At 73.2% G+C, this 15,871-nt stretch carries 7 protein-coding genes; all 7 read left to right on the forward strand.

Going from position 1 to position 15,871, the window contains the following annotated elements:
• The first annotated feature begins 1 nt into the window (after position 1).
• Complete coding sequence (locus ACIP84_RS15800; protein WP_401798259.1) at positions 2-6,592, forward strand: beta-ketoacyl synthase N-terminal-like domain-containing protein; 6,591 nt, start codon at positions 2-4, stop codon at positions 6,590-6,592.
• Complete coding sequence (locus tag ACIP84_RS15805; protein ID WP_401798260.1) at positions 6,585-7,706, forward strand: DNA alkylation repair protein; 1,122 nt, start codon at positions 6,585-6,587, stop codon at positions 7,704-7,706. Before ACIP84_RS15800 ends, ACIP84_RS15805 begins: the two co-directional genes overlap by 8 nt.
• Positions 7,703-11,785 carry an aminotransferase class I/II-fold pyridoxal phosphate-dependent enzyme gene (locus ACIP84_RS15810; protein WP_401798261.1) on the forward strand — a complete coding sequence of 1,361 codons (4,083 nt, stop codon included), beginning with the start codon at positions 7,703-7,705 and terminating at the stop codon, positions 11,783-11,785. Before ACIP84_RS15805 ends, ACIP84_RS15810 begins: the two co-directional genes overlap by 4 nt.
• A gap of 193 nt (positions 11,786-11,978) precedes the next feature.
• Positions 11,979-12,281 (forward strand): hypothetical protein, encoded by a 303-nt coding sequence (locus tag ACIP84_RS15815; RefSeq protein WP_355967335.1) that lies wholly within the window; start codon positions 11,979-11,981, stop codon positions 12,279-12,281.
• Positions 12,278-13,447, forward strand: a complete 1,170-nt coding sequence (locus tag ACIP84_RS15820) for a class II histone deacetylase (protein WP_401798262.1) — start codon at positions 12,278-12,280, stop codon at positions 13,445-13,447. Before ACIP84_RS15815 ends, ACIP84_RS15820 begins: the two co-directional genes overlap by 4 nt.
• Positions 13,444-14,274 carry a thioesterase II family protein gene (locus ACIP84_RS15825; RefSeq protein WP_401798263.1) on the forward strand — a complete coding sequence of 277 codons (831 nt, stop codon included), beginning with the start codon at positions 13,444-13,446 and terminating at the stop codon, positions 14,272-14,274. The genes ACIP84_RS15820 and ACIP84_RS15825 overlap by 4 nt, the downstream gene beginning before the upstream one ends.
• Positions 14,271-15,863 (forward strand): MFS transporter, encoded by a 1,593-nt coding sequence (locus ACIP84_RS15830; protein ID WP_401798264.1) that lies wholly within the window; start codon positions 14,271-14,273, stop codon positions 15,861-15,863. Before ACIP84_RS15825 ends, ACIP84_RS15830 begins: the two co-directional genes overlap by 4 nt.
• The last annotated feature ends 8 nt before the right edge of the window (positions 15,864-15,871 follow it).

Here is a 15,871-nt window from a genome sequence, read left to right on the forward strand (position 1 = left end):
TGTGAGCGAGCTCGACTCCCGCATCGCCGTCATCGGCCTCGCGGCACGGCTCCCGGGCGCCGAGGACGTGGCCGACCTGACGGCCATGCTGGGCGGCGAAGAGGTCGAGGTCGGCGAGGTCCCGCCGAGCCGGTGGGCCCGCCACCTGTACCTCGGCGAGGCGCCGCACCGCGGCACCCACCACCGGGGCGCGTTCCTGGTCGACCCGTTCTCCTTCGACCACGAGGCCTTCGGCATGACCGCCGAGGACGCCGTTCTCCTCGACCCGCAGCAGCGGGTCATGCTGGAGGTCGGCGCCCGGGCCCTGGAGGACTCCGGCTACCTGGGTGCGCGCCGCAGGCTCGACGCGGGCGTGTTCATCGGTGCCCGGATGAACGCCTACGGCTTCGACCGGGGCCGCGGCACGGTCGCCCCCGGCCTTCCGGACCCCGCGCTGCACACCCCGGCGGGCACCGCAGGGCCCGGCCCGGCCGCCCTGTGGGGGCGGTCGCAGAACTTCATGGCGGCCTGGCTCTCCGACCGCTTCGACCTCGCGGGCCCCAGCCTCGTCGTCGACACGGCCTGCTCCTCGTCGCTCTCGGCGGTCTGGCTCGCCTGCCAGAGCCTCGCCTCCGGAAGCTGCGAACTCGCTCTCGTCGGCGCGGTGGACCTCCTGATCGACCCGCTGACCTTCGTCCTCCTCTCCCGCACCGGGGCGCTGTCACCGGACGGGCTCTGCCACACCTTCGACAGCCGGGCCAACGGCTACGTCCCCGGCGAAGGAGCCGCGGCCCTGGTGCTGAAGCCGATGGCGGCGGCGCTGCGTGACGGCGACCTGGTCCTCGGCGCGATCAGCGGGGTCGCGGTCAACAACGACGGCCGCACCATGGGCGTCACCACGCCCAACCTGGAAGCCCAGATCGACCTGCTCGACAAGGTCTACCGGACCGTCGACCCGGCGACTGTGCAGTACATCGAGGCGCACGGCACCGGAACCGCCATCGGCGACCCCATCGAGGTGCGGGCGCTCACCGAGGTGTTCGGCCGCCACGGCGTCCCGCGCAACTCGGTCGCACTCGGCTCGGTCAAGCGCCGGATCGGCCACCTCCACTCGGCCTCCGGGCTCGCCGGACTCGCGAAGATCATCGTGTCGCTGCGGGAGGGCACCGTACCGGCCGTGGCCGTCGAGTCCCCCAACCCCCGCCTCAGACTGGACGACAGCCCCTTCCACCTGCCCGAGACCACCCGCCCCTGGCCCGACGTGCCGGTCCGCCGGGCCGCAGTGAGCGGCTTCGGCTTCGGCGGCACCAACGCGCACGTCGTGGCCGAGGCGGTCCCCGTCCCGGACCGCCGTACCGGTACGGCTCCGGCCCTGGCCCGGCAGCCCGTCCACGTCCTGACGGTCTCCGCCGACACCGCCTACGGACTGCGCGAACTGTGTGCTCAGTGGGTGGAGTTCCTGCCGGCGCTCCGGGGCCGGCCCGAGGAACTGGCCGACGTGTGCGCCACCGCCCGGCTCGCCCGCCCGCACCGCGCTGCGCGGCTGGCCGTCGTCGGCGAGGACGCGGACGAGCTGACGGCCGCCCTGCGCGCCTGGCTCCTCGCCCCCGGCGCCGGAGCTCCCGGAGCGGCGGGGTCCGCCGGTGCGACCGGCGCCGGCACGTCCCGCGCGACCGTGTCCGTACGTCCAGAGGCCGCCGCGGCGCCGCCCGCGTGGCTCACCGCCCTCGACCGCTCCACACCCGCCGTGCACGACGTCGTACGCCGATTCGAGACGGCCACCGGCACTCCGCTGGCCGCGTTCTCCGGCGAACTGCTCCGCATCCTCTCCGGGGTCGCCCTCGCCATAGTGCTGCGCGACCTGGGGCTGCCCGACGACGCCGTCGGCCTCCCGCCCGGCTGGGAGGCCGTCGCCGACTTCGTACGGGGGAACCTGCCGTTGGAGCAGGCACTCGGCGACGTCCTGCGGCGCGACAACGACCCGGCCCGCGACCCCGGTCATCAGGACACCGCCGGCCGCGACGTCGGCGCGCGCCTGGCCGGGGCCCGCGACGAGCGGACCGCCGCGGCCGCACTGGCGGCCGTCGCCGCCGAACTGTTCGAGGCCGGACGCGACATCGACTGGGCCGCGTTCCAGAGGACCACCGGCGCCGCGTGGAGCAAGCGCCTGCTGCCGGTCGCCCAGCCGCGCGGACGCGCCCTGAACCTCGCCGAGCCGCTCCGGTCCGCCGAACCCGGTTCGCCCGCCGAGCTGGTGGCCGACGACGGGCCCGCCGGATACACCTACGCCCGGGTGTTCGGCCCGGGCGAGGTGCCCATCGCGCAGCACTCCGTGTACCGCACGCTGATGCTCCCGGGCGTGGCCTGGTTCGACTTCCTGCGCGAGGGAGCCGCCCTGCGCGGCGACGTGTTCCACGGCGCGCTGGACATCCTCTTCCACCGCCCCCTCATTCCCACGGGGGCCCGGCGCGTGGTCGGCCGGGTCGACGGGGACGGGCGGTTCCGGGTCGAGGACGGGGAGACCGGCGACGTCTTCGTCACCGGCCGCCTCGCCACCCGTGCCGAGCCGGCGCCCCGCCTGCCGGTCGGCACCCTGCTGGCCGACTGCGCCGGGTCCGCCGTCCACGCGGGTTCCGGCCTGTACCGGTGGCTGCGGCGGATCGGCTACCACCACGGGCGCTACTACCGGAACATCTCCTGGGTGGCGAGCCTGCCGGACGGCGGCACCCTCGCCCGGATCGAGGGCCCCCGCCAGCGGGAGCTGAACCCGCCCGGCGTCCAGCTCTTCCCGGGCCTCCTGGACAGCGTGACCGTGGCGGCCATCGACCCGGCCAACCCGGTCTTCGGCACCGCGGACGCCTCGGCGTTCATCCCGCTGTCGGTGGGCCGGCTCGACGTCCTGGGCCCGCTGGACGACGCCGCGTACGTGCGTACCGAGATCGCCTTCTGGAACGACGAGGCGTGCCGGGTCACCCAGACCGTCACCGACGAGTCGGGCACGCCGCTGCTGGTCTTCGGAGACATGTCGTCCAAGCGTGTCCCGGCACTGGCGTTCCGCGCGGACACCACGACCGTGCCCGCCCCGGTCCCGTCCGCCGCTCAGGAACCGGCCGCCGTGCGGGCGGCGGTCCCGGTCGCCCCGGCCGCCGGACCCGTACCCGCTGCCGCCGCACCGCTCCCGGCCGAGCCAGCTCCTGTGACCGATGCCGATGCCGATGCCGATGCCGTGACCGAGGGCGCCGCCGTCGGTCCGGCCCCCGTCGTCACGCCGACCGCCCCGGCGTTCCGGGCCGCCCCCGCCCCTGCCGCCGACCTCGCCGCCGCCGTCGGTTCGCCGTCCGCGCGGGCGCTGGCCTGGTTCCTGGCACTGACGGGCACGTCCGAGGAGCACGCCGACACCGAGTTCCTCTCCGCCGGTTTCGACTCCGTCGGCCTGGTGGCGCTGAGCGAGCGTATCTCCCGGGAACACGACCTGTCCCTGTACCCGACGGTCTTCTTCGAGTACGCGACGCCCCGGCAGTTCGCGGACTTCCTGACGGAGGAGGCACCTGAACTCGTCGACCGGCTCCCGAGCCCGTCGGCCTCGGATGCCCCGTCGACGATGGCGGCTCCGACTGCACCGACTGCCCCGGCGGACCCTGAGGTACCGGCAGCCCACACCCTCCCGGCAGCCCCCGCCGCCCCAACGGCCCCTGTGCCTTCTGCGGTCCCTTCGGCCCCGGAGCACCCGGCGGCCGAGGCACCTCCGGTGATCCCGACGGCGCCCCGGTCGCCGGAGCCGCCGCGGCCGCCCGCCCCGGCGGCGCGCGTCACCGCCGCCCCCAGAGCCCGCACAGTCGAAGAGGCCGCGTCCGGCGGCGACGCCCACGCGACCCGGTCGCGCGACATCGCGGTCGTCGGCGCCGCGGTCAGGCTGCCCACCGCCAGTACGCTGACGGCCTTCGCCGAGCTGCTCACCGAGGGCCGCGACACGGTCGGCCCGCTGCCCGAAAGCCGTCGAGGTGACGCCGCCGGCTCCCTCCCGCACGCCTCCTTCCTCGACCGGGTCGACGAGTTCGACCCGGCGCCCTTCCGGATATCAGCCCGCGAGGCGCCGTTGATCGACCCGCAGGCCCGCATCGTCTACGAGACGATCTGGGAGGCCCTGGAGGACGGCGGACGCGGCGGCGCCCGCGCCGACGAGGACCGCACCGGGCTGTGGATCGCCTACAGTCACGACCACTACCACGAGGAGCGCTTTCGCCACGGCGTGCCCGAGGGACGGGGCCTTGGCCTGGAGGCGATGATCGCCAACCGGCTCTCATACCTGATGGACTGGCGCGGTCCCAGCACGGTCGTCAACACCCTCTGCTCGTCCTCACTGGTCGCCCTGCACTCCGCGCTCCAGCACCTGCGCTCCGGCGACATCGACACAGCGGTCATCGGGGCCGTGCACGCCGGCATCAGCCCGGAGTACTTCCGGTCGATGGGCGACATGATGGCCCTCTCCCCGCGCCACCGCAGCCGTGCCTTCGACAGCACCGCCGACGGCTTCGTCCCCGGTGAGGGCGCCGTGGCCGTGGTGCTCCGGCGCTGCGACGACGCTCTGCGCGACGGCGACCGGATCCGGGGTGTCGTCAAGGGCGCGGCCGTGAACCACGGCGGTCGTACCACCCGTTACTCGGCACCGAGCCCGCGCGCCCAGGCAGAGGTCATCTCTGCTGCGTTGGTGGATGCGGGTGTGTCGGTGGAGTCGATCGGTCTGGTGGAGGCGCATGGGACGGGGACGAGTCTGGGTGATCCGATCGAGGTGGAGGGTCTGACGCGTGCGTGGCGGGGTTTGACGGATCGTTCGCAGTTCTGTGCGTTGGGTTCGTTGAAGGGGAATGTGGGTCATCTGGAGCCGGCTGCGGGTTTGGCGGGGTTGGTGAAGGTGTTGTTGTCGATGGAGCGGGGTGTGGTTCCGCCGTCGTTGCATGTGGTGCGGCCGAATGATCACATTCGTTTCGAGGGGACGCCGTTCTTCCTTGCGGATCGGGTGTCGGAGTGGCCGCGTCCGGTGGATGGTCCGCGTCGTGGTGCGGTGAGTGCGTTCGGGATGGGCGGGGTCAACGCCCACGTCATCCTGGAAGAGGCACCTGCGGTTCCCGCGCGTGAGGTGGTGGGGCAGGAGTCGTATCTGGTGCGGGTGGACGCGGCCGATGAGACCTCCGTCCGCGCACTCGCCGGCTCGTACGCGGACGCCCTGGCCGCCGCGGACGAGAACCTCGTGGGCGACTTCGCGTTCACGGCGAACACCGGACGCGCGGAGAACAGGTTCGGTACGGTCGTCTCGGGCCGTGACGCGGGTGAACTCGCCGTGGCGCTGCGGGACATCGCCTCGGGCGCGTCTCCGGTGGCCCGTCGAAGCGGTCGGAAGTCGGCGCCGGTGGTGTTCATGTTCACCGGCCAGGGCTCGCAGTACACGGGCATGGGCCAAGGGCTCTACCGCACGGAACCGGCCTTCCGCGCCGCACTCGACGAGTGCGCCGACCTGCTCGCCGGCCATCTGGACATCCCCCTGCTCGACCTGTTGTTCACCGACACCTCCGGCGCCCTCGACTCGACGCGATTTGCGCAGGTGGGGATCGTGTCGGTGCAGGTGGCGTTGGTGCGGTGGCTGGAGTCGTTGGGTGTGCGTCCGGATGTCGTGGTGGGACACAGTCTGGGTGAGTTGAGTGCTGGGTGGGCCGCGGGTGTGGTGGGTCTGGAGGACCTGCTGCGTCTGGCGGTGGTGCGTGGCCGGTTGATGGAGTCGCAGCCCGGTGAGGGTGCGATGGCCGCGGTGCATGGCGACGCGGCTGTGGTCGTGGAAGCGCTGAGGGCGTTCCCGGGGGTTGAGGTTGCGGCGTTCAACTCGCCTCGTGTGGTGACGGTTTCGGGTTCGGTGGATGCGGTGGCGCGGTTCCGTGCGGAGTCGGGTCTGCGGTCGCAGCCGTTGGTGGTGAGTCATGCGTTCCACTCCGCGCTGATGGAGGGGGCGGTGGCTCCGTTCGCCGAGGTGGTGTCGGGTGTCGAGTGGTCGGCTCCGCGGGTGGCGTTCGCGTCCACGGTGTCGGGTGGCTGGCACACGCCGGAGTCCGTGAAGGACGCGGGGTTGTGGGCGCGGGGCATTCGTGAGCCGGTGCGGTTCTCGGATGCTGTCGGGCTGGTGTCGGGTGTGGGTGCGGGTGTGGTCTGGGAGATCGGTGCGCAGCCGCAGTTGACGTCGTTGGCGCGTGCGTCGTGGTCGGGCGATGAGCCGTTGTGGTTGTCGACGCTGCGTCGTGACCGGGTGGACCAGGCCGAGGTGTACGCGGCTGTGGCGTCGTACACGGGTTCGGGTTCGGGTTCGGTGGACTGGGCGGGTGTGCATGCCGGCAAGGGCCACCGCACGATGACCCTGCCCACGTACCCCTTCAACCGACAGAGGTACTGGATCACCCCGAACGCGAACCCGAACGCGAACACGCACGCGACACGCGCCCCAGGCGTGGACTCGACCCCACCTTCTCCCCCTGCTCCGCCCCCGACCCCGTCCGCCCCCCGTCCCGCCCTTCCGAACAACGTGCAACACCCGCACCACACGAACGAGAGGTACCAGCACCATGGCTAGCGAGTACGGACTGAAGCGTCACTTCAACGGTGACGCGGCCCGCCTCATCGGCGGCAAGATCCGAGTCGTCCACCCCGATTTCGACGTGGAGGACTACGCGGCCGAGACCGAGCGGCGCATCCCCGGACTGGAGCTGAAGGACCGCGTCCTGGTCCTCGCGGAAGGCCTGCGGTCCCGGCTCCCCGAGGACTACGCGAAGGCCGTGCCGATCCTCCTCGCCATCCTCGAGGATGAACTCGCCGAGGGCGAGGGCATGTTCAACAGCAGCTGGTTCCTCATGCCGGTGGCCCGCTTCGTCGAGGAGTACGGCCTCGACCACCCCGAGCTGTCCCTCGAAGCCATCGAGGAGATCACCAAGCGGCACACCGGCGAGTACGCCATCCGCCCCTACCTCGAACAGCACTACGAGCTGACGATGGAGAAGGTCGCCGGCTGGGCGGTGAGCCCCAGTCACAACGTGCGCCGGCTGGCCACCGAGGGCGTCCGCCCCCGGCTGCCCTGGCATCGCACGCTGGCCTTCTTCGTCAAGGACCCGCAGCCGGTCCTGGAGATCCTCGAACCGCTGCGCAGCGACCCGTCCGAGTACGTACGGAAGTCCGTCGCCAACAACCTCAACGACATCTCCAAGGACCACCCCGAGGTCGCGCTCGCCACGGCGCTGCGCTGGCTGGAGGAGAGTCCCACCCCCGAGACCCGGTGGATCGTCAGGCACGGCCTGCGGACCCTCGTGAAGAAGGGCGACCAGCAGGCCCTGGGCCTGCTCGGGGCCACCGGCGGCGAGCACGTGGTCGTACCCCGGCTGCGGATCACCCCGGATGCGGTGACCGTCGGCGACACCCTCGTCATCGACTTCGACATCGAGAACACCGACGACCGACGGCACAGCATCGCCGTCGACTACGTGGTGCACCACGTCCGCAAGAACGGACGCAGCATCCCCAAGGTCTTCAAGCTGACCACGATCGAACTCGGGCCCGGCGAGAAGCGGACGCTGGCGAAGTCCCACCCCATCAGGGAGGTTCAGACGCGTACGTACTACTCCGGCGAGCACGCCGTCGACATCCAGGTGAACGGCCTCGTGCGGGCCACCGGCCGCTTCGGGTTGCGTACGTGAGCGCCCGTCGGGTCACCCTCAGGGCCGCCGATCCGCTGGTCGCCGACCACCGGATCGGCGGGGTCCCGGTCGTCCCCGCCGCCGCCCAGATCGACGCCCTGCTCTCCGCCCGCGCCGCCGACCTGCCCGACCGGGTGTGGCAGCTGGACCAGATCGCGTTCAAGACGCCGCTGACCGTCTCCGGCCCCGAGGCCGCCATCGAGGTGGCGCCGGCGGGAGAGGGCCGGTACGCGGTCCGTTCTCTGCCGTCCGCGCCCGGTGCGGAGCCGGTCGAGCACAGCGTCGCCCGTGTGTCGAGCACTCTCTTACCGCCGCCTCGGTACGTCGACGTGGCCGCGCTCAGGGCGGGCTGCACCCAGCACGTTCCGCTGACGGACATGGCCGCGTGGCGGGACGCGAGCGGCATCTCGTACGGGCCCGCATACCGGGTCGTCCGGTCGGCGGACCGGGGGCCCGGACGCATGCTGCTGATGCTCCGCGTCGAGGACGGGGCGGAAGGCGGCGCCGTGCCCCCGTTCGTACCGCCGCCGCTGCTCGACAGCGTCTTCCAGGCGCTCGGCATGCTCGACGACGGCTCGGCCGGCATGTGCCTGCCCTGGTACGTCGGTCGGCTGGTGGCCCGCCGCCGGATCTCCGGCACGGTGATCGCCCTGGTCGAGAGGGACGAGACCGCCGACACCGGTGGCGGGGTCGTCCGGGGCCGGGCGGTGGTCTGCAGCCAGCAGGGGGAGGTACTCCTGGAACTGGACCGGATCACCCTCAAGGCCGCGGGCCCTGCGGCACCCGACCCGGCCGGCGGCACCGCCACCGCGCCCGTCCCGGTGTCCCGGCCGGGCGGCCTCCCCGTGGCGCCCGCCGTGCCCGGGGCACCCGCGGTGTCCGCCGCACCCCCGGCGCCCGCCGAAGGGCTCCGGGGCGGTGCCGGGCAGGGACCGGCGGCGGTCCCGACGATCGAGGCCCTGGTCTGGCGCGAGACGGCCCCGGGACCCGCCCGCCCCGACCCGGCCGCCGCCCCCCAGGAATCCGCCGGTGCCGGGGGACCGGTGGCCGGCGCCGAGTGCACCGTCCTGCTGGTGGCGGCACACGCGCCCCGTACGACCGAGGGCCACCGCGTCCTCCACCTGACGCCGGAGCGGCTGGTCGACGAGGGCCTCGACGCCCTGCCGGACGGCACCGCTCCCCAGGACGTCGTCTACGTGGTCCCCGAAGGCCCGGCGGACGACGCGGCGGCGGCGACCAAGGCCCTCCAGGGCGTCTTCGCGCTGGTCCGCCGGCTCGCCGCCCGCACGCCCATGCCCGACCTGCTGATCGTCACCGGCACCGCGCACGCGGTGACGGAGGGGGAGGCGGTCGACCCCCTCATGACGGCCCTGTGGGGCCTCGGCCGCACCCTGCGCGTCGAGCACCCTCGCACCAGGGTCCGCCTGGCCGACCTCGGCTCCGGCCCGGACCGGGCCGGGGGAGCGGGGGACGCCGACGGGGCCGCCCTCTGGGAGGCGCTGCGCCGGGACGGCACGGAGCTCGCCCTCAGGAACGGCACCTGGTACGAGCCCCTGCTGCTGACGGCGCCCCCGACCCCCGCACGCGACGTGCGGTACCGGGGCGGCCGCTTCCTGATCACCGGCGGCATGGGCGGCATCGGCCTGCGCGTGGCGGAGTTCCTCGCGGACGAGGGATGCGCCCGGCTGACGCTGGTCGGGCGGACCGTACCCTCACAGGGCGAGGCACGAGAGCGCCTCGACCGGCTCGCCGGGCGCTGCGACCTCGATGTCGTCGCCGCGGACGTCCGCTCCCTCGGGGAGGCGCTGTCCGGCCCCTTCGACGGGGTGTTCCACGCGGCGGGCGTGCTCCGCGACGGACTCGCCCGCAGCCTCATGCCCGACCGGGTGGACGCCGTTCTCGGCCCCAAGGTCGGCGGTACGCACGCCCTCGCCGACCTCGTCTCGGGCGGTGAACACCCCGCCTTCGTCGTCCTGTTCTCCTCGATCGCGGCCGTCCGGGCCAACCTCGGCCAGAGCGCCTACGCCGCGGCCAACGGCTACCTGGACGGCTATGCCGCCCGCCGACGGGCGGAGGGCCTCCCCTGGTACAGCCTCGGCTGGGGCCTGTGGACGGTCGGCATGGGCGAGAGCATCGCGCCCAAGGCCGCCGCCCACGGCGTCGCCGCGCTCACCGAGGACGACGGCATCGCATTGCTCCGCACGGCCCTGAGCCGTCCACCCGCGCACTACGTACTCTCCGCCGCGAACGCGAAGGACGCATCCATGACTGCTGTCACGCCCGATGCCGGCCTCTGGCCGTCGCTCACCCTCGCCCTCGGGAAGGTCCTGCACCTCGACTCGGTCTCCGCCGAGGACGACCTCCTCGAGCTGGGCCTCGACTCCATGATGGCCGTCGAACTCGCGGCCTCGCTGGCCGCCGATGGGCTCGACGTGGACCCGATGGCGTTCTTCGAGCACACCCGGGTCGGCACGCTCCTCACGCACCTGGAGTCCCTCCCTCGCGCCGCCGCCCAGGCGCCGCCCCCGCCCCTGCTCGCGCCCCGCGAGTCGCCCTACGAGGCCCCCGCGGCGCCCGTCGCCGCGGCCCCGTCGACCGCCGTACGGGCGCCGGAGCGGCCGCCGGTACCGGAGCCGGCTCCCGTCCCGGCCGCGAACGGCTTCGTGCCCGACTGGGACCGCTACCGCGACACGGCGCCCTCTCCCGCGGTCCCCGCGGCCCGGGCGAACCCCGCCTACGAGCCCTCCCGCCCGCTGTCCCCGCGCACCAGCCCCGACACGGCCTCCCTGCCCACACCCGCCGTCACGCCCACCCCCGGCACGGCGCCCGCTCCCGGAGCCCGCACCCCCCGCCGAACCCTCCCCGGCCGGCTGGCCGACGCCCCGCAGGGCACCTTCCTCGACCGCCGCATCGACGCGCTGTCGGCCGAGGACCGCGGGATCGTCGCGAGGGGCGAGTACTTCTACGAGCCCGTGATCGAGGAGGCGTCGGGGTCCCGCATCAAGTTCGACGGCCGCTGGTTCCTGAACTTCGCCTCGTACAGTTACCTCGGGCTGATCGGGCACCCCTACATCGACGACCAGGCGCTGCGCGCCGTCGAGCGGCACGGGACCGGCGCCCACGGTGTACGGCTGCTGGCCGGCACCCTGCACCTGCACCGGGAGCTGGAGCTGGCCCTCGCCCGCTTCCTCGGCGCGGAGGACGCCATCGTGTTCTCCAGCGGCTACATGGCGAACGTGGCCACGGTCGGCGCCCTCGTCGGCCCGGGCGACACCGTGATCGGCGACGTCTACAACCACGCCAGCATCCTGGACGGGTACCGGCTGTCCAACGCCAAGGTCGTCACCTACGCCCACAACGACCTCGCCGACCTCGAACGCGCCCTGCGCAAGGCGGGAGACGGCGGTCGGCTGGTGGTCACCGACGCCGTGTTCAGCATGGACGGCGACGTGGCCGACCTGCCCGGCATCCTGGAGCTCTGCGAGCGGTACGACGCCCCGCTGATGGTCGACGAGGCGCACAGCCTCGGCGTGCTGGGCGACACCGGGCGCGGCATCACCGAGCACTTCGGCATCGACCCGGACCGCGTCCACGTCAAGATGGGCACGCTCTCCAAGACCGTCCCGAGCGCCGGCGGCTACGTCGCCGGCTCCCGTGACCTGATCTTCGCGCTGAAGAACAACGCGCGGGGCTGGATGTTCTCCGCGGCGGCCACGCCCGCCCAGGTGGCCGCCGCCAAGGCCGCCGTCGAGGTGATGACCGCCGCGCCGTCCCTCCCCCGTGAACTGCGGGCCAGGACCACCCGGTACCGGGACCAGCTGCACGCCCTGGGCTTCGACACGCTCGCCAGTGAGACGCCCGTCGTGCCCCTGATCTGTGCCAGCGCCGACCAGGCCGTGGAGATGGCGCGCTTGTGCCAGCAGGACGGGCTCTTCGTCCAGCCGATCGTGTACCCGGCCGTACCGCGGACCCTTCCCCGGCTGCGGACGATCGTCAACCTCAGTCACACCGAGGCCGACTTGGACGCGGCGGTCCTCACGCTGGAGAAGGCCGGCCGCGCCTGCGGCCTCATCCGCTGACAGACCGGTGCCGCGCGGCACCGTTCCCCGGCACGGGGGAGCACCGCGCACCCGCGACGACCGACGTAGGGATCAACGCACCGACCGGTGCACCGAGAGGTGTTCCGGCCGAACACCGGCCCGCCGGCCGCACAGCGGCCGGCGACCCGGATGACGTACCGACCGATGTACCGCGAGCAAGGGGGATTCGACCATGACCGACACCACGGCGTTCTTCGGAGCGGTTCTGAAGACCATCGCCTCCACCCGCAACCACGACAGTGACCCGGCGGCGTTCGCGTCCGGAGTGGCGGAGCCGGCGGCGCGCATCCGCGCGCTGGAGAAGGAGATCGGCGAGAGGGGACTGACCCCCGCCGAGGCCGAGGAGATCCTCCGTCTGCTGGAGACGACGCTGCGCACCAAGCGCACACCCGACGAGGAGCGCGAGTACTACCTCCAGTACATCGAGAAGGTGTCCGGCGTCAGCCGCGCCTCGCTGGGAGTGTCCGGCTGGTGAGCGGCTCCCGACTCGCGTGGTTCAGCCACGAGATCTGCTTCTGGCACGACCCGGGCGCCGGTTCGGGATACGTGCCGGTCGGGCCGGGCGTCGAACCGCTGCGGCAGTTCGCGGTCGACCCCGACCTGCGGCGTGCCGAGGGCCTGGTCAAGGCGACCGGGGTGATGGACCACTACACCGTCCACACCCCGGCGCCGGCAACCGACGAGGAACTGCTCCTCGTCCACGTCCCCGGCCACATCGACCGGGTCGAGGCCGCCTCGGCAGCCGGTGCCGGCGACGCCGGCGTGTACGCGCACGTCAACTACCACAGCGCGCGGGCGGCCAGGCTCGCCGCCGGTGCCTGTGTCCAGGCCGCGACGGGCGTCCTGGACGGCAGGTTCGACCGCGCCTACTGCCTGGTGCGCCCGCCCGGCCACCACGCCGAGCCCGACCGGGCGATGGCGCTGTGCCTCTACAACAACCTGGCGGTGGCGGCCCGCGCGGCACAGCGCCACGGGGCGCGACGGGTACTGGTCCTCGACTGGGACGTGCACCACGGCAACGGCATCCAGCGCACCTTCTACGAGGACCCCGACGTCCTGTACATCTCCGTCCACCAGGACGGGCTGTTCCCCACCGCGTCCGGTCTCGTCATGGAGACCGGCGCCGGCGAGGGCGCGGGCAGCACGCTGAACGTGCCGCTGCCCGCCGGTTCCGGCCACGGCGCCTACCTCGCGGTCATGGAACGGATCGTGGAGCCGGCGGCCCGCGCCTTCGCCCCGGACCTGATCCTGGTGGCGGCGGGCGTGGACGCGGGCGGCCACGACCCGATGGGCCGGATGATGTGCACCAGCCGGACCTTCCACGCCATGGCCTCGGCCATGGTCCGGCTCGCCGACGAACTGACAGGCGGCCGGGTCGTGTTCGCCCACGAGGGCGGCTACTCGGCGTGGTACCAGCCGATGCTGGTGCTCGGCACGGCCACCGGGATCGCCGGGCTGCCGACGCCCGAGGACCCGTTCCTGCACTCCCTGGAGCACCTCCCGGGGCAGCGCCTCCAGCGCCATCAGGAGCGGGTGATCCTGCACCTGCAGAAGCACCACCCGCTGCTGGCCGGCCGCGCGCCGGCCGGGCTGCCCGTGACTGCCGGACACGCCGTGTCCGGGGACGCGGGGACCGGATGAGCGGCTGGTGGATGAAGGTGGGCAGCGGGGCCCGCCGTACCGCCGAGAGCGGCCCGGGGCACGCGCCCCGGGCCCGCCCGCGGTTCCGGGTGGTGGCGCTCCCGCACGCCGGCGGGTGGCCGTCCGCCTTCCGCTCCTGGTGGCAGGTGCTGCCGGAGGAGGTTGAGTGCGTCGTGGCCCAGCTGCCCGGCCGAGGCGCGCGCATCAGTGAACCGCCCATGAACCGGTTGGAGCCGATGGTCGAGGCCCTGGCCCGCGAACTGGCCGAGCTGGAACCGCTGCCGTACGCCGTCGTCGGGCACAGCTTCGGCAGCGTCCTCGGCTTCGAGCTCACCCGCGCGATGGAGGCCAAGGGCCTGCCCCCGACGCGCCTCGCGGTATCGGCGCGGCAGCCGCCGTGCTTCCCCAGCGAGCCTCCCTTCGCCCACCTCAGAACCGACGCGGAGCTGCTGGAGCACCTGACGGACATAGGGGGGATGTCCCCGGGGGTGAGGGACCGCGCCGACCTGGTCGGTCCGTCGCTGCTGGCGATCCGCGCCGACCTGGAGGCGATGGAGACCTATCGGCGTCCCCGGTCCGGGGTGGGTGTCCCGATTCTCGCACTCGGCGCCGTGGACGACCCGGTGGTGATCGGCGACCGGATGCACCTGTGGTCGCTGGAGACCTCCGGCCCCTTCGAGTACCGCACCTTCACCGGAGGCCACTTCTACCTGTACACCCCGGCCAACGCGGCCGCCGTCACGGCGCTTCTGCTGCCTTCCGCCACCGCGCCGCCGCAGGCGGCGCCCCTTATGCCTCTGCCCGGCGCCCGCGCCGGGCAGCGATGAGTACGTCCCCGAAAGGAACACCGTTGACCACCGACGTCGACACCCCCGCACAGGCGACGCCACGTGAGTGGCTGGGCCTGGCAGTCCTGGCACTGCCGACCCTGCTGCTCTCCATCGACGTGAGCGTGCTGCACCTCGCCGTGCCGCACATCAGCGCGGCCCTGGACCCCTCCGCCTCCCAGATGCTGTGGATCATCGACATCTACGGCTTTCTGATCGCCGGCTTCCTGGTGACCATGGGCACCCTCGGCGACCGCATCGGCCGCCGCAAGCTGCTGCTGATCGGCGCGGCCGCCTTCGGCCTCGCTTCGCTGGCAGCCGTCTACGCCGACGGCCCGGTCGCCCTGATCGCGGCGCGGGCGGCGATGGGCCTCGCCGGAGCCACGCTGATGCCCTCCACGCTGGCCCTGATCATCAACATGTTCCAGGACGCCCGGCAGCGCGGTGTGGCCATCGCCGTCTGGGTCACGATGTTCTCCGTGGGCATCGCGCTCGGCCCGGTGGTGGGCGGCGCCATGCTGGAGTACTTCTGGTGGGGTTCCGTCTTCCTGCTCGGCGTGCCGATCATGGTGCTGCTCCTGGTGGCCGGTCCGCTGCTGCTGCCGGAGTACCGTGACGAGGAGGCCGGGGGCCTCGACCTGACGAGCGTGGCACTGTCGCTCGCCGCCATACTCCCGGTGATCTACGGCCTGAAGGAGATCGCCAACTCCGGGTTCGGGGCGGTTCCCGTCTCCGCCGTCGTCGTGGGCCTCGTCGTCGCCGTGCTCTTCGTCCGCCGCCAGCGGACCCTGGAGAACCCGCTGATGGACCTGGCGCTGTTCCGGACCGCCACCTTCCGCACCGCGCTGGTGACGCTGCTGCTCAGCATGCTGGTGGCGGGCGGCACGTACCTGATGGTGACCCAGTTCCTCCAGCTCGTCGGCGGCCTGAGCCCCATGAAGGCGGGCCTGTACCTGCTGCCGGCGGCGTTCGCGCTGATCGTCACCGCGGTGGTGTCCCCGATGGCGGCGAGCCGCTTCCGTCCCGCGTACGTGGTCGCGGTCGGCCTGCTGGTCTCGGCGGTCGGTCACCTGATGCTGAGCATGGCCGACAGCACCTCGGGCATCGCCCAGGTGGTGACCGGTTTCGCCTTCGTGTACGCCGGTGGCGGCCCGCTGATCGCGCTGGGCACGGACATCGTGGTCGGGGCCGCTCCGCCGGAGCGGGCCGGCGGGGCTGCGGCCCTCTCGGAGACGAGCACCGAGCTCGGCATGGCGCTGGGCGTGGCGATCCTCGGCAGCCTCGGCGCCGCCCTCTACCACGCAGGCGTCAAGGTGCCGGAGGGGGCTCCGGACTCCGCGGGTGACACGCTGGCCGGGGCCGTCGACGCCGCTCGGGGCCTGCCCGCGGAAGCGGCGTCCGGGCTGCTGGCCTCCGCGCGTGAGGCGTTCACGGACGGCCTGAACGTCATCGGCGGCATCGGGGCCGCCGTCGCGGTCGCCTCCGCCGTGCTGGTGGCCGTCGTCGTGAAGCTGCCCGCCACGGGTGGGCAGACCGACGACTCGGACGGTGCGCCCGAAGCGGCGCCGGTCGTCGGCGCGGAGAAGTAGCGGTACGT

This window comes from Streptomyces sp. NPDC088707, assembly GCF_044752725.1.
In the GTDB taxonomy this organism is placed as follows: Bacteria; Actinomycetota; Actinomycetes; order Streptomycetales; family Streptomycetaceae; genus Streptomyces.